This is a genomic window from Rhodococcus koreensis, assembly GCF_017068375.1.
Lineage (GTDB): Bacteria > Actinomycetota > Actinomycetes > Mycobacteriales > Mycobacteriaceae > Rhodococcus_F > Rhodococcus_F koreensis.
Genome location: NZ_CP070609.1, coordinates 7,878,435 through 7,902,532, shown reverse-complemented (window position 1 = coordinate 7,902,532; position 24,098 = coordinate 7,878,435). Strand labels below are relative to the sequence as shown.

23 protein-coding genes and 2 pseudogenes are annotated in these 24,098 nt (G+C 69.7%); 9 read left to right on the top strand and 16 right to left on the bottom strand.

Going from position 1 to position 24,098, the window contains the following annotated elements; translation table 11 throughout:
* Position 1 precedes the first annotated feature (1 nt).
* The gene (locus JWS14_RS35845; RefSeq protein ID WP_206015301.1) at positions 2-535 is read right to left on the bottom strand and encodes a tripartite tricarboxylate transporter TctB family protein; all 534 of its coding nucleotides are present in this window, start codon (positions 533-535) and stop codon (positions 2-4) included.
* Positions 532-1,521 carry a Bug family tripartite tricarboxylate transporter substrate binding protein gene (locus JWS14_RS35840; RefSeq protein ID WP_072937987.1) on the bottom strand — a complete coding sequence of 330 codons (990 nt, stop codon included), beginning with the start codon at positions 1,519-1,521 and terminating at the stop codon, positions 532-534. The genes JWS14_RS35845 and JWS14_RS35840 overlap by 4 nt, the downstream gene beginning before the upstream one ends.
* Positions 1,522-1,588: 67 nt before the next feature.
* Here JWS14_RS35840 and JWS14_RS35835 point away from each other — a divergent pair, with 67 nt between their 5' ends.
* Together JWS14_RS35835 and JWS14_RS35830 are read left to right on the top strand one after the other, a co-directional pair.
* Positions 1,589-3,205, top strand: a complete 1,617-nt coding sequence (locus JWS14_RS35835) for a sensor histidine kinase (protein ID WP_095860748.1) — start codon at positions 1,589-1,591, stop codon at positions 3,203-3,205.
* Between the two features lie 30 nt (positions 3,206-3,235).
* Positions 3,236-3,910 carry a response regulator gene (locus tag JWS14_RS35830; protein ID WP_072937855.1) on the top strand — a complete coding sequence of 225 codons (675 nt, stop codon included), beginning with the start codon at positions 3,236-3,238 and terminating at the stop codon, positions 3,908-3,910.
* A gap of 12 nt (positions 3,911-3,922) precedes the next feature.
* Here the strand turns inward: JWS14_RS35830 and JWS14_RS35825 are convergent, their stop codons facing one another.
* From JWS14_RS35825 to mqo, 10 genes are all read right to left on the bottom strand, one after another.
* Positions 3,923-4,684 (bottom strand): trypsin-like serine peptidase, encoded by a 762-nt coding sequence (locus JWS14_RS35825; protein ID WP_206015300.1) that lies wholly within the window; start codon positions 4,682-4,684, stop codon positions 3,923-3,925.
* Between the two features lie 62 nt (positions 4,685-4,746).
* Positions 4,747-5,118 (bottom strand): glyoxalase superfamily protein, encoded by a 372-nt coding sequence (locus JWS14_RS35820; protein WP_072937853.1) that lies wholly within the window; start codon positions 5,116-5,118, stop codon positions 4,747-4,749.
* 43 nt (positions 5,119-5,161) lie between these two features.
* A complete protein-coding gene (locus JWS14_RS35815; protein ID WP_072937986.1) occupies positions 5,162-6,595 on the bottom strand; it encodes an MFS transporter in 1,434 nt (477 codons plus the stop codon).
* Between the two features lie 101 nt (positions 6,596-6,696).
* Positions 6,697-7,923, bottom strand: a complete 1,227-nt coding sequence (gene cobA / locus JWS14_RS35810; RefSeq protein ID WP_072937984.1) for a uroporphyrinogen-III C-methyltransferase — start codon at positions 7,921-7,923, stop codon at positions 6,697-6,699.
* 47 nt (positions 7,924-7,970) lie between these two features.
* Positions 7,971-8,351, bottom strand: coding sequence for a cobalamin biosynthesis protein (locus JWS14_RS35805; RefSeq protein ID WP_072937852.1), 381 nt, complete (start codon positions 8,349-8,351; stop codon positions 7,971-7,973).
* Positions 8,344-9,744 carry a cobyrinic acid a,c-diamide synthase CobB gene (locus JWS14_RS35800; RefSeq protein ID WP_072937851.1) on the bottom strand — a complete coding sequence of 467 codons (1,401 nt, stop codon included), beginning with the start codon at positions 9,742-9,744 and terminating at the stop codon, positions 8,344-8,346. Before JWS14_RS35800 ends, JWS14_RS35805 begins: the two co-directional genes overlap by 8 nt.
* Positions 9,738-10,352 carry a cob(I)yrinic acid a,c-diamide adenosyltransferase gene (cobO, locus tag JWS14_RS35795; protein WP_206015299.1) on the bottom strand — a complete coding sequence of 205 codons (615 nt, stop codon included), beginning with the start codon at positions 10,350-10,352 and terminating at the stop codon, positions 9,738-9,740. Before cobO ends, JWS14_RS35800 begins: the two co-directional genes overlap by 7 nt.
* A 35-nt stretch (positions 10,353-10,387) precedes the next feature.
* Positions 10,388-12,301: a magnesium chelatase subunit D family protein gene (locus JWS14_RS35790; RefSeq protein ID WP_095860751.1), complete on the bottom strand. Its 1,914-nt coding sequence runs from the start codon at positions 12,299-12,301 to the stop codon at positions 10,388-10,390.
* 211 nt (positions 12,302-12,512) lie between these two features.
* Positions 12,513-13,064 (bottom strand): GNAT family N-acetyltransferase, encoded by a 552-nt coding sequence (locus JWS14_RS35785; RefSeq protein WP_206015298.1) that lies wholly within the window; start codon positions 13,062-13,064, stop codon positions 12,513-12,515.
* A 64-nt stretch (positions 13,065-13,128) separates the two neighbouring features.
* A complete protein-coding gene (gene mqo, locus JWS14_RS35780; protein ID WP_072937847.1) occupies positions 13,129-14,673 on the bottom strand; it encodes a malate dehydrogenase (quinone) in 1,545 nt (514 codons plus the stop codon).
* Between the two features lie 121 nt (positions 14,674-14,794).
* On the opposite strand from mqo, the gene JWS14_RS35775 reads away from it, so the two are divergent.
* From JWS14_RS35775 to JWS14_RS35765, 3 genes are read left to right on the top strand one after another with little or no spacing between them, the layout of a single operon-like run.
* Positions 14,795-15,805: an alpha/beta hydrolase gene (locus JWS14_RS35775; RefSeq protein WP_206015297.1), complete on the top strand. Its 1,011-nt coding sequence runs from the start codon at positions 14,795-14,797 to the stop codon at positions 15,803-15,805.
* Complete coding sequence (gene mtr, locus JWS14_RS35770) at positions 15,802-17,187, top strand: mycothione reductase (RefSeq protein WP_206015296.1); 1,386 nt, start codon at positions 15,802-15,804, stop codon at positions 17,185-17,187. Before JWS14_RS35775 ends, mtr begins: the two co-directional genes overlap by 4 nt.
* Positions 17,184-17,513, top strand: a complete 330-nt coding sequence (locus JWS14_RS35765; RefSeq protein WP_015890329.1) for a YnfA family protein — start codon at positions 17,184-17,186, stop codon at positions 17,511-17,513. The genes mtr and JWS14_RS35765 overlap by 4 nt, the downstream gene beginning before the upstream one ends.
* Before the next feature lie 31 nt (positions 17,514-17,544).
* On the opposite strand, the gene JWS14_RS35760 is transcribed toward JWS14_RS35765, so the two are convergent.
* A complete protein-coding gene (locus JWS14_RS35760) occupies positions 17,545-18,111 on the bottom strand; it encodes an alpha/beta fold hydrolase (RefSeq protein WP_095860754.1) in 567 nt (188 codons plus the stop codon).
* Positions 18,112-18,183: 72 nt separating this feature from the next.
* On the opposite strand from JWS14_RS35760, the pseudogene JWS14_RS50315 reads away from it, so the two are divergent.
* From JWS14_RS50315 to JWS14_RS35750, 3 genes and pseudogenes are all read left to right on the top strand, one after another.
* Positions 18,184-18,574 (top strand): annotated as a pseudogene (locus JWS14_RS50315) (GntR family transcriptional regulator).
* Positions 18,571-19,212: pseudogene (locus JWS14_RS35755) on the top strand (ATP-binding cassette domain-containing protein); the annotation flags it as partial. The pseudogenes JWS14_RS50315 and JWS14_RS35755, both read left to right, overlap by 4 nt.
* A 40-nt stretch (positions 19,213-19,252) precedes the next feature.
* On the top strand, positions 19,253-19,720 hold the full coding sequence (locus JWS14_RS35750; protein WP_241031553.1) for a hypothetical protein: 468 nt from the start codon (positions 19,253-19,255) through the stop codon (positions 19,718-19,720).
* Here the strand turns inward: JWS14_RS35750 and JWS14_RS35745 are convergent.
* From JWS14_RS35745 to JWS14_RS35735, 3 genes are read right to left on the bottom strand one after another with little or no spacing between them, the layout of a single operon-like run.
* On the bottom strand, positions 19,717-21,255 hold the full coding sequence (locus tag JWS14_RS35745; RefSeq protein WP_072937842.1) for a cobyric acid synthase: 1,539 nt from the start codon (positions 21,253-21,255) through the stop codon (positions 19,717-19,719). The two genes, JWS14_RS35750 and JWS14_RS35745, sit on opposite strands and share 4 nt — an antisense overlap.
* On the bottom strand, positions 21,252-22,109 hold the full coding sequence (gene map, locus JWS14_RS35740) for a type I methionyl aminopeptidase (protein ID WP_072937841.1): 858 nt from the start codon (positions 22,107-22,109) through the stop codon (positions 21,252-21,254). The genes JWS14_RS35745 and map overlap by 4 nt, the downstream gene beginning before the upstream one ends.
* Before the next feature lie 58 nt (positions 22,110-22,167).
* On the bottom strand, positions 22,168-22,875 hold the full coding sequence (locus tag JWS14_RS35735; RefSeq protein WP_072937840.1) for a GntR family transcriptional regulator: 708 nt from the start codon (positions 22,873-22,875) through the stop codon (positions 22,168-22,170).
* A 184-nt stretch (positions 22,876-23,059) separates the two neighbouring features.
* On the opposite strand from JWS14_RS35735, the gene JWS14_RS35730 reads away from it, so the two are divergent.
* Positions 23,060-24,097, top strand: a complete 1,038-nt coding sequence (locus JWS14_RS35730; RefSeq protein ID WP_072937839.1) for a 2-aminoethylphosphonate ABC transporter substrate-binding protein — start codon at positions 23,060-23,062, stop codon at positions 24,095-24,097.
* Position 24,098 lies beyond the last annotated feature (1 nt).

The following is a 24,098-nucleotide window of genomic DNA, read 5'->3' as shown; positions in this document are numbered from 1 at the left end:
GTCAGAGAATTCCGTCCAGAATGCCTGCGGGCAGCGGTATTCCGAGCCCGACGTAGAACGCGTAGAAGCTGCCGAATCCGAGTACGGCCCCGATCGCGATGTTGCGCACCCAGTGCCTGCTGCCCAGAATTGTTGCGGCCCCGGCGAACAGGACGGTGCCGATGATCGCCCAGCCCAGGAAGTCGACGAGCGCGATGGTCACCACGAACAACCCGACGAGCAGACCGACTGTCTTCCAGTCGCCCGGAGAGTCCGGATCGACGTCCTCTCCGCTGTCCGCATCCCCGGTGGAGCCACGCAGGATCGCGACGGCGAACACCACCGACAACACCAGCAGTCCCCCACCGATGACGAGCGGGAACAGTCGCGGGCCCACCGGGTCCACCTTCGCGAAGCCCTCGCTGAGCGACAGCGCGTCGACGACGAGGAACACCCCGATCACGGCCAGCACCGCGCACACGACGAACTGCGCGTGGTCCCTCCGCTTCGGCGCCGTGTCCACGGAGACGGCGGACGGTTCTGCGGGCGCGGTCATGCCAGCCCCAATTCGGCCAGCGTGGACGAGACCCGCTCGTCCTGGTCCCGGAGGAACTGCTCGAACTCCGGTCCCGTCATGAAGGCGTCACTCCAACCGTTCTTCACCAGGGCCTCCTTCCATTCCGGTGTGTCGTGCAACTTCTGAAGCGCCTCGACCATGTCGGCCTTGGCGCCGTCGGACAGCCCGGGCGGCGCCAGGACGCCCCGCCAGTTGGTGAAGGTCAGGTCCACTCCGGCCTCGGTGAGCGTCGGCGCGTCGACACCTTCGACCCGCTCGTTTCCCGACACCGCGAGGACCCGGACCTGGCCGGCCTCGATCTGGTCCACGTACTCGCCGAGGCCCGACGTGCCCGCGGTGATCTTCTTACCGAGAAGGGCAGTCAGCAGGTCGCCTCCGCCGTCGTAGGACACGTAGTTCACCGCGTTCGGGTCCACTCCCACCGCGCGTGCCGTCTCCATCGGGAACAGGTGGTCGGGGCCGCCGGGCGAGGAACCGCCGCCGATGGTGATCGACGCCGGGTCCGCACGCCAGGCCGCCACGAAGTCGTCGATGGTCTGCAGTGGCGAATCCGCGGGCACCAGAATGCCCTCCTGCTCCTCGACCATCTTGGCCAGGGCGGTGGCGTCGGAGACGCGTGCGGTGGAGCCGTTGGTGTATCCGGCGCCGACGACGCCGAGGCCCATCATCATCATGAGGTCGTCGTTGCCGGCCTCGTTCATCAGCCGGGCCATCGCCACCGTTCCACCTGCGCCGATCACGTTGAAGACCTCGACGCGGCCGGTGATGTCCTCGTCTTCCATGATCTTCACCGCGGTCCGCGCCGTGAGGTCGTAGCCGCCGCCCGGACTGTTCGGAACCATCATCCGCACCCTGTGCAGGCCCTCGTCCTCGCCGCGGGTGACCCCGCAGCCGGCCACGAGGAGGCCCACGAGCGCGAGCAGGAGCAGCGCGCGTACCCTGCTCCCGCTACCTGTTCTCGACATCGTTCCCCATTTCGCCATGAATGTGATCTTCCGCAATACTGAACCTCCGGCGTGATGCACGTCACCTATGCGAACGAAACGGAACTTAAGTTCATTGTGGTCACCACTTCATCCCCGCGTTCGTAGCCTCGCGGGCCAGGTCCTGCTCCTCCAGCTCGTCGTCGTCGCCGTCGTGCTGCTCGCGGTGGCCGCGGTGTCGGTCCACCAGTCGACCGTGGAGTTCCGCGACCTCCAGGGACAGCGCATGATCGCGGTGGCCGAGAACGTGGCGTCGACGCCGGTGGTGCGCGACCAGCTGTCGGACCGCTCGGTCGAGCGGGTGCTGGCACCGGAGGTCGATCGCGCCGTCAACCTGTCGGGCGCCACGCTCGCCGAGATCGTCGCGCCGAACGGGGCGGTCACCGTGTCGTCGGATCCGACCCGGCTCGGGGTTCCCGCGGAACTCGGGGCCAGCGACGTGATGACCGGACGCGCCTGGTCGGGCGACGTGGACGTCGACGGGCGCCGCGCCATCGTCGGGCACGTCCCGATCCTGTCCGCGACCGGGGACGTCCTGGCGGTCGTCTCCGTCAGCGACGACTACCCGTCCATCTGGGACCTGCTCAGCAGCGCGGGGGCGCGCCTGCTGCTGTATCTCGGAATCGGCGCCGGTCTGGGGCTTCTCGGCTCGTGGCTGCTGTCCCGCCGGATCAAGACCCACACCCGCGGACTCGAAATCGCCGAGATCGCAAGTCTCGCCGACCATCGCGAGGCCCTGCTGCACAGCATCCGCGAGGGGGTGGTCGCGGTGAACCCCGACGGGGTGATCACCGTGCTCAACGACAGCGCCCAGGAACTGCTCGACCTCACCGGCGACGCCGTCGGCAGGCACGTCGACGACATCGCGCTCGACCCGGCCGTCCGGCAGTACCTCCTCACCGGGGAGGACGGCCGCGACGTGGTGCTGTCGACGTCGTCGCGGATGCTCGCCTTGAGCCGCCGCGCCGCGACCAGCCAGGGCCACGAGATCGGCACCGTCACCACGATGCGCGACAGCACCGAACTGGCGTCGATGCAGAGCCAGCTGTCTTCGCACAAGAGTGTCACCGACACCCTGCGGGCGCAGACGCACGAGTTCGCCAACCAGCTGCACACGATCTCGGGGCTGACACAGCTCGGCGACTACGACGCGGTCACCGAGTTCGTCGGCACCCTCACCCGCCGTCGGGCGGAGATCAGTGATGCTGTCACGCAACGCATCTCGGATCCCGCCGTGGCCGCGCTGCTGATCGCGAAGACGTCGCTCGCCGCCGAGACCGGGGTGTCGCTGACGCTGGAACCGGACTCGCACCTGCACGCCCTCGACCCCGAACTCGCCACCGACGTGATCACCGTGCTCGGCAACCTCATCGACAACGCCGTCGACGTCTCCGAGGGCGGCCGGGACGCGCGGATCTCGATCCGGATCACCGACGACGACGGCATTCTCATCGAGGTCGCCGATTCCGGCCCCGGAGTTCCCGAGACGATGCGGGAGGAGATCTTCTCCCGCGGGGTCACCTCGAAGCCCGGCACGCCCGGCGGCCGCGGAATCGGGCTCGCCCTGGTCCGTCTCGTCAGCTCCCAGCACGGCGGGTCCGCGGCCGTCTCGGACGCACCCGGCACCGGTGGTGCCTTGTTCACCGTCCACGTGCCGCGTAGCTAGACTCTCCGATCATGACGGGACGGCGCGGCGATGTATGAGGTCCTGGTCGTCGACGACGACTTCATGGTCGCGGAGATCCACCGCCGATTCGTCGACAAGACACCGGGGTTCACCACCGTCGGGGTGGCGCGGACCGCCGCGGACGCCCTCGAATCGGTGCGCACCGGCAACCCCGACCTCGTGCTCCTGGACGTGTACCTGCCGGACATGTCCGGCCTCGACGTCCTGCAGCGACTGCGCGCCGAGGGCAACGCCGTGGGCGTCATCATGATCACCGCCGCCCGGGAGATCGACACCGTCAGCCGCGCACTGCACGGCGGCGCCTCCGACTATCTGGTCAAGCCGTTCGACTACACGCAGCTGCAGGAGAAACTCGAGAACTTCCGGCGCCGCGCCCGCGCGCTCGAATCACAGTCCGGCGCAGACCAATCCCTGATCGACTCCCTGTTCGGGGGCAAGGGCAAGAATCCGGACCCGAGCCGGCTACCGAAGGGGCTCAGCGCCGAAACCGGCCGCCTGGTGCTCGACATCCTGCGGTCGAAGGGCGAACTGTCGTCGACCGAGTGCGCCGAACTCGCCGGACTGTCCCGGGTCAGTGTCCGCCGCTACCTCGAGCACTACCTGTCCGAGGGACTGCTGGAGGTCCGGCTGGAGTACGGGGGTGCGGGCAGACCCGTGCGCCGGTACCGGCCGGCACCCCGCTGACCTCAGGCTCCGTCAGGATCGGGTGCAGGTACCGGGCAGTGCGAACGGTGTCGAGTCGCCCGCGCCGCGGCTCTCCGCGCGCTGCAACAGGTCGAGTGTGGCGGCGCCGAAGGCCGGCGAGTAGGACACCGAGTCGGTGCACCCGCCGTGGTCGAGGCCCCCGACGAGGGCGACGACCCGCGGACCCGCCACCCACGGGCCACCACTCGTTCCGTCGCCGAGACCGTCGCAGACCACCGTCGGATAGCTGTCCGTCGACGTGGTCGCGGCTGTGCACGACACCGGACTGTCACCCAGCGTCGGGTAGCCGGTAACCGCCACGGTGGTCTCGGCTGCCGGGGCGGGCGCCAGTTCGAAGCCGCCACCGACCACCGATTCGACGGAGGCGGGCACGGTGGTTCCACTCGGCGCCACCCGGAGGACGGCAAAGTCGTGCTGGGGGTCCTGCGACTCCAGCCAGGCGGGGTCGACGTAGATCTGGGACACCGTCCACAGTCCGAACGGGGCCACGCCGCGGTCGTATCCGGGCGCGAACGACAGGGCACCGCCGGACCCTGCGATGCAGTGCGCGGCGGTGAGCACGAGGTCGCCGTCCGTGCTGTCCAGGACCGATCCGGTGCAGACGTGGATCGGCGTCCCGGCCAGGAACAGCGGACCGACGCGTGGGTCCGGTGCGGCGGGCGCGGCGGTGGCCGGAACCCCGGCCACCCAGGCAGCCAGCAGCATGCCTACTGCGACTGCCCCCATGACGGACGTGCGGGTGGGCGTGAGCACAGGACCATCATGCTCCGCCCGACGTGCGCGGGCGGGCGGATTTCTGCCACCCGCCGCCGGAGTCAGCCGCGTTGCGGAAGCTGCTGCAGCGCCCACTGGTTGCCGTCGGGATCGGCGAAATACACGAAGCGCCCCCATGCCAGATCCTGCACCTCGCTGACGGGCACACCGCGGGCGGACAGTTCCGCGTGGGCGGCATCGGCGTCGTCGATGACGATCTGCAACCCGTGCACCGAGCCGGGCGGGGTGTCGACCAGGCCCTCGCCGACGGCGATCGAGCAGGCCGACCCGGGCGGAGTGAGCTGGACGAACCGCACATTCTCATCCACGCGGTGATCGTGGTCGACGACGAAGCCGACCTGGTCGGCGTAGAACGCCTTGGCCCGGTCCACATCGGACACCGGCAGAATGATCAGCTCGATTTTGTAGTCCATGACCGGATGCTAGCGACGGTCTCCGGCCACCGGGCCGAAACGCTCACGCCTGCTGCGCGGCCTTCTCGGCGGCCTGCGCCTGCGCGACCTGTTGCGGGGTGAAGCGGATGAACAGCGCGGCGAATCCCGCGATGAGGGCGCAGCCGGCGCTGCCGACGAGGGCGAAGGTGTAGCCGTTGCCCAGTGCCTCGAGTTGCGCCGGATTCATGTCCGCGACCTTGCCGGAGATGCCGCCGAGCGAGAGGGTGCGCGACGTGGCCATCGCCCCGATGACGGCGAGGGCGAGGGGGCCGCCCAGGGTCTGCGCCACCTGCGCGATGGCGGCGAGCGGCCCGATCTCGGTTTCCGACACCCCGGCGATGGCGCACAGCGGGAGCGGGACCACGGCGAGTCCGACGCCGAACCCGATGCCGATGACCGGTACGAACAGGTTGGCCAGATAGGTGGCGGAACTGTCGAGGGTCGACCCGTAGAGCAGCCCGACCACCATGATCGTGGCGCCGGCGACCACGAGCCACCGCGGCTGGATCCGCACGGCGAGCTTGGACGCCACCGCGGCCGCGCTGCCGAGGCCGAACGCGAACGGGATGAACGCGAGGCCCGCCTCCAGCGGGCTGTAGCCGAGGATGTCCTGGACGAACAACGCCACGAACGCGGCGACCGTGAACATGACGGCACCGGCGAAGAAGATCGCGACGAGCGTCGCCACCCGGTTCTTGTCGTGGAACAGCGAGAACGGCAGCAGCGGGTTGTCGGCGGTCCGTTCGACGTACAGGAACGCGCCGAACAGCAGCAGCCCGGCGACGAGCGCACCGATCACGTACGGACTCCCCCAGCCGAGTTCCGGGCCCTCGGTGAGCGCGAACACCACGCCCGTCGCCGCGACCGTCGCGAGGACCGCGCCGGGAACGTCGAGGGCCAGGCGCTCGCCCGCCGTCTCCTTCAGCGCCACGAACGCGCACCCCACGATGACGACGCCGATGGGCACGTTGATGAGGAAGATCAGGCGCCACGACACCTCGGTGAGCGCGCCGCCGATGATCAGGCCCGCGATCGACCCGATGCCCGTCATGGCCGCGAAGATCGCGATGGCCTGGTTGCGCGCGGGTCCGGCCGCGAACGTCGTCGCGACCAGGGCCAGTGCCGTCGGCGAGGCCACCGCGGCGCCGACGCCCTGCAGGAACCGGGCCGCGATCAGCATGAACTCGCCCACCGCCAGACCGCACAGCAGCGAGGCGATCGTGAACAGGGCGACACCGCCGACGAACATCTTCTTCCGGCCGAACGCGTCACCGAGCCGTCCGCCCAGCAGCATGAGGCCACCGAACGCAAGCGCGTACGACGTCAGCACCCAGTTGCGGCCGCTGTCGCTCAGACCCAGGTCGGCCTGCAGCGGCGCGAGCGCCAGATTCGCGACGGTGCCGTCGAGGACCACCATCATCTGCAGCCCGCTCAGCACGACGATCGCCAGCCCCATCACGCGGGTGGCGGCGGGCGGATTCACCGTGGCTCTCGCCGCAGACTGGTTCGACGCCGGCGCGCCTTCGGGTACTCGGGATTCAGACACGGGGGTTCACGTTACCCAGCGTCCACAGAAAACCCGGCCACGGGCCCGATGACCACGATGGCGGGGGGACGGATCTGCTCTTCCTTGACCCGCGCGGCCACGGTCTGGAGATCGGCCCGCAGGGTGCGCTGCGTCCGCAGCGTGCCCTCCTGGATCACCGTGACCGGGGTGTCCACGGGACGCCCGCCGTCCATCAGGACGGTCGCGAACGCCTCGATGCGTTCGACGGCCATCAGCAACACGATCGTGCCCTTCAACCGGGCCAGCGCCGACCAGTCGACGAGGGAATCCGGGTGGTCGGGGGCGACGTGACCGCTGACGACGACGAACTCGTGGGTGACGCCCCGGTGGGTGACCGGGATGCCGGCGGCCGACGGCACCGAGATGGCGCTGGTGATCCCGGGGACGACCGTGACGGGCACACCCGCCGCGGCGCACGCCTCCAGTTCCTCGTAGCCGCGCCCGAACACGTACGGGTCGCCGCCCTTGAGCCGCACCACGAACTTGCCGGCCTTCGCGCCGTCGATGAGGGCGGCGTTGATCGCCTCCTGCGCCATCGCGCGGCCGTACGGAATCTTCGCGGCGTCGATGACCTCGACGTCCGAGCCCAGTTCGGCGAGCAGTTCGGGCGGGGCGAGGCGGTCGGCGACCACCACGTCGGCCCGGGCCAGCAGTCGACGGCCGCGCACGGTGATGAGGTCGGGGTCGCCCGGACCGCCGCCCACCAGCGCGACACCGGCTGCCGGATGGTCGGCGGTGTCGGCGACCGCACCCGATTGCAGGCCCTCGACGAGGGCAGTGCGCACGGCGGCGGACCGACGGTGGTCGCCGCCGGCCAGCACGCCGATGCTCATCCCGTCGTAGCTCGCGCTCGCCGGAGTGACGGCGGTGCCGTAGCGGGCGTTGTCGGCGCGGACGCAGAAGACACGGTTCCGCTCTGCCTCCGCGACGATCGCCGCGTTGGTGTCCGGTTCGTCCGTGCACGCGATGGCGTACCAGGCGTCGGCGAGGTCGCCGTCCCGGTACTCGCGAAGTTCCACTGTGATCTGTCCCGCAGTGGCCATTCCCTCGACGGCCGGCGTGACCGCGCGGCTGATCAGGTGGACCCGTGCACCCGATGCGATCAGGAGCCCGAGCCTGCGCTGTGCGACTGTTCCGCCACCGACCACGACCACACGACGATCGGCCAAATTGAGTCCGACCAGGTAGTTGGTCTCGTCTCCGGTGGCAGCAGTCACGCGCTCTCCCCGTTTCTCCAGAAAATCCTGCACGTCTTGTCTCGAACCTACGAAACTTTACGGGCTGCCGCGACGACGACGCCATTCGCGGACCACTTGGTCACGATCAGGGGCCCGCCGCCCGCGCCGAGCACGGCCGCCGCTTCCGCGACGCTCGGCGATCCCGTCGCCGAGTGAACCCGGTCCGACGGGTTCGCCACCTCGACGGCGGCGAGTTCCGCCGCCGCGAATCCGCGGACGGGGACACCCAACGCCGCCGCCGCATCCCGGACAGCCGGGTCCACGGACTTACGGTCGAGGGTGCACAGGCAGTCCAGAGTCCCGTCCGAATCCGGGCCCGCGGACGTCAGCACGTGCCGGACGGCGGCGAGGATGTCCGCGCTGCCCGCGGCCGCGCGGAACCCGACGCCGACGCAGAGATCACCCATGCGCGGCGAAGGTGCGGGCCGCGGCCACGAAACGGGTGATCGCCGCCGGGTGGCCCGCGGGGTGGGTGTGCAGGTACGAGGCGTGCACGCCGTCGCGCACGAAACCCTCGCGCGCAGGGTCACCGTCCCAGGGCCGCCAGCCCCAGGCCGGCGCGAAGCCGTCCGCCTCCGCCGCGGTGAGCGACGTGCGATGGAACTCGTGGCCGACCACCCGCTCACCGGCCGCGAAGAGCGTGGAGTCCGTGACCGCCACCGCCTCGCGGTACCCGAGCGTGAGACGAGACCCGAACGAGGCGTCGACCCCGACCACGGAGGCCATCGCGTGCCCGTCGAGGCTGCGGGCGAGGTAGAGCAGACCGGCGCACTCCGCATGGATCGGTGCCCCCGATGTGGCGAGTGCGCGTATCTGAGACAGGAGCGCAGAGTTTTCCGCGAGCGCGACGGCGTGCTCCTCGGGGAAACCACCGGGCAGCACCACGCCGCTCGTGCCGGTCGGCAACGCGTCGTGCAGGGGGTCGAACGTGATCACGTCCGCACCGGCGGCGTCCAGGAGTTCGCGGTGCTCGGCGTACCCGAACGTGAACGCGCGGCCCCCGGCGATCGCCACGGTCGGGCGCGGGCCGGGCGGAATCGGTCCGACCTCGTCGGCGGGGTCCCACGCCGGCCCGTCGACCGCCGAGGACGCGAGTGCGCGGATGGCGGGGAGGTCGAGGTGGCGGGCTGCCAATCGGGTCATGGCGTCGACGGCGTCCACCGCGTCGGCTCCGTGCTCGGCGGCCGGGATCAGCCCGAGATGGCGGGACGGGACCTCCAGTTCGGCCATCCGCGGCACGGCGCCGAGCACGGGGAGCCCGACGCGCTCGCACGCCTGCCGCAGCACCTGTTCGTGCCGCGGGCTGCCCACCCGGTTGAGGATCACCCCGCCGATGCGAACCCCGGAGTCGTACGTCGAGAAGCCGTGCAGGACGGCGGCCAGGCTCTGACTGTGGCCGCGAGCGTCCACCACGAGCACCACGGGGGCGCCGAGCAGCGCTGCCACCTGGGCCGTCGATCCCTCCGCCGACGGCTCGTGGGACGCGGCGTCGATCTTGCCGTCGAACAGGCCCATGACACCCTCGACGACCGCGACGTCGCACCCCGAACTCCCGTGCCGGTACAGCGGGGCGATCCGCTCCGCGCCGACCATGACCGGGTCGAGATTGCGTCCCGGACGTCCGGCCGCGAGCCCGTGGTACCCGGGGTCGATGTAGTCGGGGCCGACTTTGAACGGTGCCACCGCGTAGCCGGACTCACGCAGCGCCCCCACCAAACCGGTTGCGACGGTGGTCTTTCCACTACCCGATGCGGGGGCGGCGATGACCACCGCGGGCACAGCGGCGAGGGTGGTCACCACTCGATTCCCCGCTGGCCCTTCCGGCCCGCGTCCATCGGATGCTTGATCTTGGTCATCTCCGTCACCAGATCCGCGGCGTCGATCAGCGCCTGCGGGGCGTCGCGGCCCGTGATCACCACGTGCTGGTTGCCCGGCCGGTTCCGCAGGACCTCGACCACCTCGTCGACGTCGACCCATCCCCACTTCAGGGGGTATGTGAATTCGTCGAGCACGTAGAAGCGGTGCTCCTCGGCGCCCAGCCGGCGCGCGATCTCAGCCCACCCCTCAGCGGCCGCGGCGGCGTGGTCCTCCTCGCTGCCGTGCTTACGCGTCCACGACCAGCCCTCGCCCATCTTGTGCCACTGCACCGCCCCGCCGACACCGGTGTCGTCGTACAGTTGGCCGAGGGCACGGAAGGCGGCTTCCTCCCCCACCTTCCACTTGGCGCTCTTGACGAACTGGAACACTCCGACGTCGAATCCCTGATTCCAGGCGCGCAGCGCCATGCCGAACGCGGCCGTCGACTTCCCCTTGCCCGGTCCGGTGTGGACCGCGAGCACGGGAGCGTTGCGCCGTTGACGCGTGGTGAGGCCGTCGTTCGGAACGTTCTCGGGAACACCCTTGGGCATGTGCCTTCTCTCTCCCTACCGAATCCGCGTCCGGGTCACGCCGCGGCGCGGACGACGCCCGCAACCTGCTGCGCGGACAATTCGCCGAGCCGGACGTAACCACCCCGCAGCCGGCGGGACAGCTCCGCGGCAAGCCCGAGCCGGACCATCCCGGTCTCGCAGTCGACGACCACCGACGCGACCGCGCTGTCCGCGAGCAGGCCCGCGGCCACCTTCGCCCGGTGCAGTGCGTCCTTGCCGCCGGTCGCCCGTCCGTCGGTCAGCGCGACGACGAGAGCGCGGCGCTGCGGGTCGCGGAGCCGTTCCCGCAGCACGACCTCGCGCGCACGCAGAAATCCTTCTGCCAGTGGCGATTTGCCACCCGTCTTCATTCCCTGCAGACGACGGACGGCGATGTCGACCGACGAGGTGGGCGGCAGGACGAGTTCCGCGGCCCGACCGCGGACCGTGATCACCGCCACCTTGTCGCGGCGCTGGTAGGCGTCGCGGAGCAGCGAGACGACGGCGCCGGTCACGGCCGACAACCGGTCACGGGCCGCCATCGACCCGGATGCGTCGACGACGAACACCACGAGATTGCCCTCGCGGCCTTCGCGGATCGCTCCGCGCAGATCGACGGAATCGAGGATCATCCGTCCGGCGGTCCGGCCGCGGGCAACCTGCTGCCCGGCTGCGGCGAAGAGCGTGCCGACCAGGTGGAGTCCGTGCCCCGACTCGGCGGTGGAGCGCACCGCGCGACCGCGCGACGAACGGGAACGGGAACGCCGCCCCGGCGCGCCCTCCCCGACCCCGGGTACCTCGAGAAGTTTGGTGGTGAACTGGGTGCCGGTCGGTCCGGCCGGGCGCTCCGGCGGCGCCGGTGCGCCGCCTCCGGGCCCGTCGGGATCGTCGGGTCCCTCCGGGTCGGTATCCGTGCCGTCCGCCGCGGGCGGTGCGCCGGGCGAAGATCCGGGTTCCTGCTCCGGCGGTTCCCCGGCACCGGACCGCGCGTCCTCGTCGGCCTGCCGGAGCGCGTCGTCGAGTTGCTGTTCGTCGAGACCGGGTTCGTCGAACGGATCCCGGCGGCGACGGTGCGGCAGGGTCAGTTCAGCGGCCACCCGCACGTCCTCCGCCTCGACGGCCCCGGCGCCCCGCCATGCGGCGTGCGCGGTCGCGGTGCGGGCGAGGACGAGATCGGCGCGCATGCCGTCCACGTCGAACGACGCACAGAGAGAAGCGATTCGGCGCAACTCGACGTCGTCGAGCACGACGGAGTCGAGCCGGTCGCGGGCCTCGAGGATGGCGGCGGCGAGGGCGGCGTCCTGCGCGGCGTAGCGCTCGACGAACCCTGCGGGATCACGCTCGAAGTCCAGCCGCCGCCGGACCACCTCCATGCGCACGTCCACCTCCCGCGACGCCGCGACGTCGACGGCCAGCCCGAACCGGTCGAGAAGCTGCGGCCGGAGCTCGCCCTCCTCCGGATTCATCGTGCCGACCATGACGAACCGGGCGGCGTGCGAATGCGAGATGCCGTCCCGTTCGACGTGGACGCGGCCCATCGCCGCGGCGTCGAGGAGCACGTCGACCAGATGGTCGTGCAGGAGGTTGACCTCGTCGACGTAGAGCACACCCTGATGAGCAGCCGACAGCAGTCCGGGTTGGAACGCGCGCTCACCGTCGCGCAGCACCTTCTCGAGATCGAGGGAACCGACGACGCGGTCTTCCGTGGCTCCGACCGGCAGTTCGATCAGCCGCGCCGGGCGGGTGCCGTTCTCGTCCTGTACCGCAGGCAGCAGGGCGGTGAGAGCGCGAACGACCGTCGACTTGGCCGTACCCTTCTCACCGCGGACGAGGACGCCGCCGATACCGGGATGGACCGCGCAGAGGACGAGGGCCAGCCGCAACCGGTCCTGACCGACCACCGCACTGAACGGAAATCCCCACGAAAAGTCGGGTCGAACCTGATCCACTTCACGATCCGTACGCACGCTGCATCCCTTCACGTCCCGGTTTCCTCGCCGAGAGCTTTGGCCGGTACGAACGCCGCGGCAATCTGGCTGGGAGACCGGATCGGCAACCAGGGTGGTGGCAGCCGGTCAGAGATCCGTCACAGTGGCGGGACCGCGCCTGATTCGAACAGGACTTCCCCGCGGACATTCACCTGACGACCCTAGTCGGCGCTCACTGCCCGGCGCTCGACGGGGCCGCCTCCGCCACCTCCGACGCCGCGGCACCGCCGCCGGCATCATGGGCGGCACCGCCGCCGGCATCATGGGCGGCACCGCCGCCGCGCCGCATGGGGACGTGCGGGATGCCGTCCTCGACGAACTCTTCGCCGTCCGGCCGGAAACCGTGCTTGGCGTACATGTCCACCAGGTACGTCTGCGCGTTGATCCGGCACGGCGCGTCACCGACCTCGGCGAGCGCGGCGCGCAGCAGACGCGTCGTGTGCCCCTGACCGCGCGCCGGCCGCGCCGTGCACAGCCGGCCGATGCGGAACGACTTGTTGCCGTCGGCGTGCTCCTCGAGGAGGCGGAGCGTGCAGACCACCTGACCGTCCTGCTCCAACCAGAAGTGGCGCGTCTCGGCCAGCAGGTCCCGGCCGTCGAGTTCCGGGTACGGGCACGCCTGCTCGACGACGAAGACCTCTACGCGGAGCTGGAGCAACTCGTAGAGCGTCTTGTTGTCGAGATCGAGTGCCCACGAACGCTTGAGTGCTGCAGTTGCCGTCATGACAGGCAACTATCGCACAGCACCCGTGAGTGCGCGCGCCCGTGGACCCGGGCCGAGCGGTCCGTCAGACCGCGACCGACGCGTCCTCGACCTTGCTGGTGTCGAGCTGGAGCACCTTCGACGTCCAGTCCCACACCTGCGAGAACAGGCCGGTGTCGTCGGAGAGCTTGACGCCGAGCGAGGGCACCATTTCCTGGAGCTTCGGCTTCCACGACTCGTACTGCGTCGGGAAGCAGCGCTGCAGCACGTCGAGCATGGCGGGCACCGCGGTGGACGCACCCGGCGACGCGCCGAGGAGGCCTGCGATGCTGCCGTCGCCGGCGTTGACGACGGCGGTGCCGAATTCGAGGACGCCGCCCTTGCCCTTGGCGCGGCGGATGACCTGGACGCGCTGGCCCGCGGTGATCAGCTCCCAGTCCTTGCCGAGCGCCTTCGGGACGAACTCCCGGAGGGTGTCGATGCGGCCGGCCTCGGACATCGCGAGCTCACTGATCAGGTACTTGACGAGACCCAGTTCGCTGACGCCGACGCCGAGCATCGACAGCAGGTTGTTCGGCTTGACCGAGCTGGGCAGGTCGGTGACCCGGCCCTGCTTGAGGAACTTGGGCGACCAGCCGGCGTACGGACCGAACAGCAGTCCGGGCTTGCTGCCGATCACGCGGGTGTCGAGGTGCGGCACCGACATGGGGGGCGCGCCGACAGCGGCCTTGCCGTAGACCTTGGCGCGGTGCTGGTCGATGAGCTCCGGGTTCGTGCAGCGCAGGAACGCGCCGCTGACGGGGAACCCGCCGAATCCCTTGGCCTCCGCGATCCCGGACTTCTGCAGCAGGTGCAGTGCACCGCCGCCGGCGCCGACGAACACGAACTTGGCGCGCACGACCTTCTTGGCACCGTTGCGGCGGTTGGTGACCTTGACCACCCAGCTGCCGTCGGACTGCTTGGTGAGGTCGGTGACCTCGTGCCCGAAGTGGACGACGCCGCCGGACGCGCCGACGTAGCCGAGGAGCTGCTTGGTGAGGGCGCCGAAGTCGACGTCGGTGCCGTCCTGGGTCCAGTTGAGGGCGATCGGATCGCTGAAGTCGCGGCCCTTCGCCATCAACGGCAGCCGGCGGGTGAACTCGTCGGGGGCGTCGATGTACTCCATGCCCGCGAACAGGGGGTGACCGGCGAGGGCGTCGTAGCGGGCCCGCAGGTACTTCGCGTTGGCCTCGCCGTGCACGAAGCTCACGTGCGGGATGGGGTTGATGAACTCCTTGGGCTGCGTCAGCACACCGCTCTCGACGCCGTGCGCCCAGAACTGCCGCGACACCTGGAACTGTTCGTTCACGTTGACGGCCTTCGTGATGTCCACGGTGCCGTCGGCGTTCTGCGGGGTGTAATTGAGCTCACACAGTGCGGAGTGGCCGGTGCCCGCGTTGTTCCACGGGTCGCTGCTCTCGGCGGCTACTGCGTCGAGCCGCTCGAATGTGGTGATCGACCAATCGGGCTGCACCTGACGCAGGATCGCTCCCAGCGTCGCGCTCATGATGCCCGCGCCAACCAGCACTACATCCGTTTTCGTCTCTACCGCATTCTGATCTGACACTGGAGTATCGACTTCCTTGTCCATAGCCGTACGCGCATACGCCTGCCGTGTTCGCCGGATAGGTTACCCGCGCGTATGAGCGAAAATCACCTGCCCCAATTGTGCGCCTCCCCGCACCCCCGAAACGCACATTAGATTGTGATCTGTGACTACTTGGGTTCCCGACGTTCTCGGCGACGGTTATCAACAGCTGACCATCCCTCTCGGCACCGACCCCGACGGCGAGGGCGAGGTGAAGGCGACGCTGATCCGCTACCAGCCCCCGCAGGAGACGAAGAAGACCGGCCGCGCCGTGCTCTACGTCCACGGATTCACCGATTACTTCTTCCAGAAACACCTGGCCGAGCACTTCGCCGAACAGGGTTACGCGTTCTTCGCACTCGATCTGCGCAAGTGCGGGCGCTCGCTCGAACCGGGGCAGACGCCGCACTTCGTCTCCGACCTGAGCCTGTACGACGCCGAACTGGACGAGGCGTTGCGCCAGGTCCGGGAACAGACCGCCGACGGCGAGGTCCTGCTGGTCGCGCATTCGACGGGCGGCCTGGTGCTGCCGCTGTGGCTGCACCGCCTGCAGCGCAGGACGGGCGGCACCGCAGCCCTCGGCATCAGCGGAGTCATCCTCAACAGCCCGTGGTTCGACCTGCAGGGTCCGTCGTACCTGCGGAACGTCGGGACGGTGGCTGTCGACGCGGTCGGGCGGGTCAAGCGCAAGTCGATCATCCCGAAGACCGGGCTCGACACGTACGGCGTGAGCCTGCATGTCGAGGGCAACGGCATCTGGAACTACAACCTCGACTGGAAGCCGCTGAGCGGTTTCCCCGTGACATTCGGGTGGCTGCGCGCGGTGCGCCGCGGGCACGCGCAGTTGCACCGGGGACTCGACATCGGGGTTCCCGCCCTGGTCTTGCGTTCCAAGGCGTCGTACTTCGCGCCGCGGTACGACCCCCGGGTCGACACCGCGGACGCCGTCCTCGACGTCCGGCAGATCGCACGCTGGGCGGGGTGTCTCGGCGACCGCACCACGATCGTGCCGATCGCGGGCGCCCGGCACGACGTGTTCCTGTCCGCCGACCAGCCCCGCGCCGAGGCGTTCGCCGAGGTGGACCTGTGGCTCGAGTGGCTGCACGGCCACAACGCGGCGGAGGCGAACCGGTGACACATTTCGATCTGGCGATCATCGGTTCGGGGTCCGGCAACTCGCTGCCCGACGAACGGTTCGCGGACAGGAAGATCGCGATCCTGGAGGAGGGCACGTACGGCGGGACGTGCCTGAACGTGGGCTGCATCCCGACGAAGATGTTCGTGTACGCCGCGGAGGTGGCCCGCACGGTCACGGGTTCCGCCAAGTACGGCGTCGACGCCCAACTCGAGGGTGTGCGCTGGCCCGACATCGTCAAACGGGTCTTCGGCCGCATCGACCCGATCTCGGCCGGCGGGGAACGCTACCGCGCCGAGGACAGCCCGAACACGACGCTGTTCCGCGGGCACGCGACGTTCACAGGCCCGCGGACCCTCGACACCGGGACCGGGGAGGTGATCACGGCCGACCAGGTGGTCGTCGCCGCGGGATCGCGGCCGATCATTCCCGACGTCGTCCGGGAGTCGGGCGTGCCGTTCTACACGAACAACGACATCATGCGGCTGCCGGAACTGCCCCAGCGGATGGTGATCATCGGCGCGGGATTCATCGCCGCCGAGTTCGCGCACGTGTTCTCCGCGCTGGGCACCCGGGTGTCGCTGATCGCGCGCAGCACACGCTTGCTGCGCCACCTCGACGAGGATGTCTCCCGCCGATTCACGGATCTCGCCGAGCAGAAGTGGGACGTGCACCGCGGGCACGCCGTGACGGCCGTGCGCCGGGACGGTGACGGCGTCGCCGTCGAACTCGCGGACGGCACCGTCGTCTCGGGCGACGTTCTCCTGGTGGCCACCGGACGGCAGTCGAACGGCGACGCCGTCGGGGCCGCCGCCGGTGGCATCGATCTCGACGACGAGGGACGCGTCGTGGTCGACGACTTCCAACGGACCAGTGCCGAAGGTGTTTACGCGCTCGGCGACGTCTCCTCGCCGTACCAGCTCAAGCACGTCGCCAACCACGAGGCCCGGGTCGTTCAGCACAATCTGCTGCAGGACGCGTGGAAGGACACGTCGGGGCTGCGCGCCTCGGACCACCGGTTCGTTCCCGCCGCCGTGTTCACCGACCCGCAGATCGCGCACGTCGGGCTGACCGAGGCCGAGGCCCGGGAGGCCGGCTGGGACGTCACGGTGAAGGTACAGGCGTACGGCGACGTCGCGTACGGGTGGGCGATGGAGGACGACGAGGGTCTCTGCAAGGTCGTCGCGGAACGGGGCACCGGGCGTCTGCTGGGGGCACACGTGATCGGCGCCCAGGCGCCGACGGTGATCCAGCCGCTGATCCAGGCGATGAGCTTCGGGTTGACGGCGCAGCAGATGGCGCGGGGACAGTACTGGATCCACCCGGCGATGCCCGAGGTGGTCGAGAACGCTCTCCTCGGCCTCGACCTGCCGTTCGAGTGACGGTCGCCAAATCCGTCGCGCTGTTCGCCGTCGCGGCGCTGTTCGAGATCGGCGGCGCGTGGCTGGTGTGGCAGGGCGTCCGCGAACACCGGGGCTGGATCTGGATCGGCGCCGGTGTCGCGGCGCTGGGAGCGTACGGGTTCGTCGCGACGATGCAGCCGGACGCCAACTTCGGCCGCATCCTCGCCGCCTACGGCGGGGTGTTCGTCGCGGGCTCGCTGATCTGGGGCATGGTGGCCGACGGTTTCCGCCCGGACCGCTGGGATGTCTCGGGCGCCCTCATCTGCCTGCTGGGCATGGCCGTCATCATGTACGCCCCACGCTGAGCCCGGCCGGGCTCGGCGTGGGGCCGCAGGTCTACCAGGGGCTGGTGCGGAGCACGATCTCGGTGGCCAGCTCCGCGGCCGCGGCCGCGGGGACGTTGCTGACGCCGTCGAGTTGGACGACGCGGAAGTCGGAGTAGACGAAGCGTCCGCTGGCATCCGCCTCGGCGCGCCGGTCGGGGTCCCCGACCATCACGGTCGTGGGGAGTTCGACCGCCGGACAGTCGGATCCGCGCACCGCACCCGCGGCGTCGGGCGCCGCCGGATGCCCCCGGTCGGCGACGACGAGGCTCGCGAAGCGCCCGAACTGGCGCGCCGCCAGCGACCAGGCCAGTTCGGCCCCTTCCCGGCTGCCGACGAGGTTGACCCACCCGACCTTCAGCTCGTCGAGCAGGCCCATGACCGCCGCTTCGTCGAGACCGGTGATGTCCTCGGGCACGATCGTGCGCAGGTCCGAATTGTGCAGGCGCTCGCAGACGCCGTCGTAGACATCCGGCCCGTCGCCGGCCCCCGGTAGCAGCAGAACGGTGTGTTTGCTCTCCGGTCCGTCGATCCGGACCGTGCAATTTCCATTTCCCACCGCCACGTGCGTCAGTTCCATGGGCTAAAAACTACGCGATCGGGGACCTCTTGCGCTCGAACCGCCCTAGTTCTCTGGTTCCTTACCTGAGTAATGAACCGATCAACCGACGAGGCGGGCGTCGATGATCGACTCGGCAGACCGCTGTTCCGGCAGATCGCGGAATTCATCGAGAACTCGATCATCGACGGAACCCTTCCCGAGGAAGGCCAGGTGCCGTCCATCAACGAACTCGCCGCATTCCACCGGATCAACCGGCGACCGCAGCCAGGGCCTGAATCAGCTCGCCGCCGACGGGATCCTCTACAAAAAGCGGGGAATCGGGATGTTCGTCACCTCCGGCGCCCGGAACGCGCTGCGCTTCAGGCGACGCGAGCGGTTCGCGCAACAGTTCATCGATCCGCTCGTCACCGAGGCGGACAAACTCGGCGTCAGCATCGCCGAACTCGAGACCATGCTCGACCAACGGGAGGGAGCACGATGATCGGCACGGTATCCGACACGAAGACCATCGCCTCGGCGCGGGGCCTCGGCAAGCGATCCGGCAACGTCACCGCACTCGACGATATCGATTTCTCGTTGCAGGAGAACAAGATCTACGGCCTCCTCGGCCGCAACGGCGCAGGCAAGACCACGCTCATGCAGATCCTCACCGGCCAGGAGTTCCCGACCTCGGGCGCGGTCGAGGTCTTCGCACAGGCGCCGCACGAGAATGCTCGGGTGCTCACCGACGTCTGCTACGTCAAGGAGAGCCAGAAGTACCCGGACGACTTCAAAGTCCGGCACGTCCTCGCGAGCGCACGGCACCTCTTCTACGACAGGTTGCTCGCCGACTACGCCCAACACCCGCGCACGGTGGTGCTGTCCACGCATCTCATCGACGAGGTCAGCGACCTGATCGAACACGTGATCCTGATCGACAAGGGGCGGATCGTCCTCGACGAGGACGCCGGCGCACTCCGCGAGGGCGCCGTCGTCGTCTCCGGTCTGGCGCCACTGGTGGCCGCCTTCACCTCGAACAAGACCGTGCTGCACCGGGAATCGCTCGGCAGTCACGAACGGGCGACGGTGCAGACCACGCTGTCGGACGCCGAACGGGACCGGGCGGTGGACGAGGGCCTGTGCTCGTCGATCGTTCACGATCGGTGCGGCCATCTTCGCGATGGTCGGCGACACCGGCAGCGACATCAATTTCAGCGGCGGCGTCTTCTCCCTGTTCGGGTTCGCCCTCGCGTTCTACCTGCAGGCCATGACGCAGACGTTCCCGTTCGCACTGGGGACGAGCGTCACCCGGCGCGACTACTTCGCGGCCACCCTGCTGGTCGCCGCCGTCCAGGTTCTCGTGTTCGGGATACTGCTCTACGGCCTGTCGCTGACCGCGGCGTCGGGACTGTTCCTGGGCGCACTGCATCACCGGTGGCGGGTGGTGGGCCTGTTCACGCTCGGCGTCGGCACTCTCCTCGCCGCAGGCGGCGCCGCATTCGTGATCACGTGGCAGAAGTGGTGGCCGGACATCGGCCACTGGTTCGCCGATGCGCCCCGATCGGCGCCGATGGTGTGGCTGCCCGCGCTGGCCGCCGCGGCGGGCATCCTCGCCGCGTGGACGGTCGTCCGCCGCGCGACGGCCTAGCGCAGCAGGGTCGACGCTATAGCAGGCAGCCCGGTCGGGGCGCCCGCCCCGAGCAGCGCCTCGAGGGCGTGCAGATCGAGATTCTGCTCCACGAGGTCCGCCAGCAGATCGAGTTGAGCGGTCCGGATCGAAGCGACGTCCGTGTCCGGGGCGGTGACGAAACCGGTTCTCCCCGCGTGCTCGGCCACGTCGTCCAGCAGAAGCCGGCGGAACCGGTCGGTCTCGAGCAGACCGTGCCAGTGCGTGCCGTACACGGCGCCGCGGATACTGCCCTCCGCGGCGCCGCTGCTCGCGTGGAGCAGCGGCGGATCGCCGTTGCGGCTCACCCGCCCATGATGGATCTCGTACCCGGACACCGGAACTCCGTGGGCGTCGCCGCGGACCTGCGCGAGCACCTTGTCCGGGGCGAACTCCACCTCGAGGTCGAGCAGTCCCAGCCCGGGTACCGCACCCCGGCCGGATTCGACGTCGTCGACGATGACGGACCCGAGCATCTGGTAGCCGCCGCACACGCCGAGAACCGGGCCGCCGCGTTTCGCATGCACGGCGATCGCGTCCGCGATGCCGGTGCGGCGCAACCACTCCAGATCCGACACGGTCGACTTGCTGCCGGGCAGCACGATCAGGTCGGCGTCCTCGAGCCGCGACGGATCGCCGACCCAGCGCACCGACACGCCCGGTTCGCACGCGAGCGCCTCGACGTCCGTCGAATTGGAGATGCGGGGCAGGCGGATCGCGGCCACGCGTAGCCAGTCGTCGCCGACCGGTGGTGCCGGACGTCCGACCGGGGCGTCCCCCACCACACCCAGCGAATCCTCCGCGTCGAGCCACAGGTCCTCGGCGAAGGGAATCACCCCGAGCGTCGGGCGACCCGTCATCGCCGTCAACTGCTCCAGACCCGGCGCCAGCAACGACACGTCGCCGCGGAACTTGTTGATCACGAAACCCGCGATCAACGCCTGGTCCTCCGGCGCGAGGACCGCCACCGTGCCGAACAGGTGAGCCAGCACCCCACCGCGGTCGATGTCGCCGACGACGAGCACCGGGAGGTCCGCCGCGCGGGCGAGCCCCATGTTCGCGAGGTCCGTGGCCCGCAGGTTGATCTCGGCGGGAGACCCCGCGCCCTCACACAGCACGACGTCGTATTCGGCGCGCAGCGATTCCAGTTCCTCGGCCACGACCGCGCGCAGGTGCTGCCGATGCTCGATGTAGTCGCGGGCCCCGACGGACGTGACGGCACGCCCCCGTACCACCAGTTGTGACGTGCGGTCACTGCCCGGTTTCAGCAGAACCGGGTTGAAGCGGACGCTCGGCTCGAGTCCGCAGGCCGCGGCCTGCAGGGCCTGCGCCCGGCCGATCTCGCCGCCGTCCAGCGTGACGACGGAGTTGTTCGACATGTTCTGCGCCTTGAACGGCGCCACCCGGACACCCCGCCGCGCCAGCATCCGGCACAGTCCGGCCACGAGCACACTCTTGCCCGCGTCGGACGTGGTGCCGGCAACGAGCAGGGCGCCCCTCCACCGGCTCTCGATCAAGGCAGGGTGAGGATCTCGTTGCCGGTCTCGGTGACCACGATGGTGTGCTCGAACTGGGCCGTCCACTTGCGATCCTTGGTGACCACGGTCCAGTCGTCGTCCCACATGTCCCAGCCGATGTCACCGAGGTTGATCATCGGTTCGATCGTGAACACCATGCCGGGTTCGATGACCGTGTCCACGGAAGGCTCGTCGTAGTGGAGGATGACGAGGCCGTTGTGGAACGTGGTGCCGATGCCGTGTCCGGTGAAGTCGCGGACCACGCCGTATCCGAAGCGGTGCGCGTACGACTCGATGACACGGCCGACCACGTTGAGCGCCCGGCCCGGCTTGACGGCCTTGATGGCGCGCATCGTCGCCTCGTGGGTCCGCTCCACCAGCAACCGGTTCTCCTCGGCGACGTCGCCCGCGAGGAACGTGGCGTTGGTGTCTCCGTGCACGCCGCCGATGTAGGCGGTGACGTCGATGTTGACGATGTCACCGTCCTGGATCACCGTCGAGTCGGGGATGCCGTGGCAGATCACCTCGTTCAGCGAGGTGCAGCACGACTTGGGGAATCCCTTGTAGCCGAGCGTCGACGGATAGGCGCCGTGATCGATCATGTACTCGTGCGCAATGCGGTCGAGTTCGTCGGTGGTGACGCCCGGCGCCACCGCCTTACCGGCCTCCTGCAGGGCCTGCGCGGCGATCTTGCTCGCCACCCGCATGGCCTCGATGGTCTCCGGGGTCTGGACCCACGGCTCGTTGCCTTCCTTGGCCGTGGGCTTCCACGCGTACTCGGGACGCTCGATCCCCGCCGGTACGGCGAGGACGGGAGACACGGTTCCGGGGCTCAGTGCTGTGCGGACAGACATGGGTACCAGGTTAGACCCGCACCTGGCCGGGGCGCCTCGGGACCCGCCGCGCGGGTTCTCAGTCCCGCAGGGTCGTGAGGAATGCGATCCGGTCGCCGCGGTAGAGAGAACGCACCCGTTCGATCGGAACACCCGCAGTGTCGAGCGAGAGCCGGTGGAGCAGCAGCATCGGCATGGCGGTGGTCGAGTCGAGCAGCGCGGCCTCCCGCGGCGAGGCCAGCACGGTCTCGATCCGCTCGGTGGCGGACGCGAACACCACTCCCGTCTCGCGGATCGCCGCGTACAGCGAGGTGCCCGGGTCGAATGCGCGCGCCATCTCCCCGAAGCGGCCTGCGGGCAGATGGGTGCTCTCGAGCCCGATCTTCTCGTTGTCCGCGAGCAGGACCCGTTCGAGGTGGATCACCGGCGCGCCGATCGCGAGACCGAGCGCCTCGGCGAGGTCGGCGTCGGCGCCGAGTTCCTCGAACGTGACCAGTTCACGCCCGGGCACCCGCCCCTGGCTGACGGCACCCTCGGTGTAGGACCGCAGCGACAGCGGCTGCACGAGCTTGGGGCTGGCGACGACGGTGCCGCGGCCTCGACGCTCGACGCGTCCCTCGACCAGCAACTCGTGGATGGCCTGCCGCACCGTCTCGCGGGACACCGTGAACCGCAGGGCCAGTTCCCGCTCCGCGGGCACCGCGTCCCCCACCTCGAGTTCGGCGAGGATGGACTCGAGTTCGGTGCGGACGCGGTAGTACTTGGGGACGTTCGGCGTCCGGGTCATCGCGTGACGGTGCCGATCGGCACGGACTCACCGGACGCGTCGCCGTCGTCGTTCATGCGGCCGAGCGTACCCGAAAAATGGTCTATACCAATTGTTCACCTGGCGTTCCCCCAACGGTGGCCCAATGGTCTAGACCAAACGGCAGGCTCCTCGGCACCGACCCCCTCATCGTTAGGAATTCGCCATGCGTCTTCGCCCACGGATCGCCGCCGCCGCCCTGGCCGCGACCGTCCTCACCCTCGGAACCGCTTGCGGCGGAACCGGTACCGCCGCGAACTCGGGCACCGACACCGTCACCGTGTACAGCGCCGACGGACTCTCCGGGTGGTACCAGTCGCGTTTCGACGCCTTCACCGAACGGACCGGGATCGCGGTGAACCTCGTCGAAGCCGGATCCGGCGAAGTCGTCTCCCGCCTCGACAAGGAACAGTCGAACCCGCAGGCCGACGTCGTCGTCACGCTCCCGCCGTTCATCCAGAAGGCGGACGCCCAGGGACTGCTCGTCCCCAGCGGCGTCGACACCTCCGCCGTCCCCGCGGCCGAGACCGACCCGGCCGGCCGCTTCGTTCCCGTCGTCGGGAACTACCTGTCCTTCATCGCCAACCCTGCGGCGTCGCCCGCTCCCCGCACCTGGGACGACCTGCTGTCCGACCGGCTCGAGGGCAGGATCCAGTACTCCACCCCCGGTCAGGCCGGCGACGGCACCGCGGTGCTGCTGCTCCTGCAGCACCTGATAGGCAAGGACGGCGCGCTCGACTACCTCGCGAAGCTCCAGGCCAACAACGTGGGACCGTCGTCCTCGACGGGCAAGCTGCAGTCGAAGGTCAGCAACGGCGAACTGCTCGTGGCCAACGGCGACGTCCAGATGAACCTCACCTCCATCGCCGACGACGGCTCGACATTCGACCTCTTCTTCCCCGCCGCCGCCGACGGCACCCGCACCACCGTCGCCCTGCCGTACGTGATGGGCCTGGCGAAGGGCGCGCCGCGCAGCGAGCAGGGCAGGCAGTTGATGGAGTTCCTGCTGTCCGAGGAGTCACAGAAGACGGTCGCCGACGAGGCGCGCGGCGTGTCGGTCCGCGAGGACGTGCGCGCCGCCGCGAGCGACAGCGCCCCGGCGCGCGCCCTGCAGGGCGTCCAGGTGTGGTCGCCGAACTGGAACGACGTACTCACCGAACTCGATTCGGACGTCGCCGCGTACCAGAAGGCCACCGGGAGCTGAT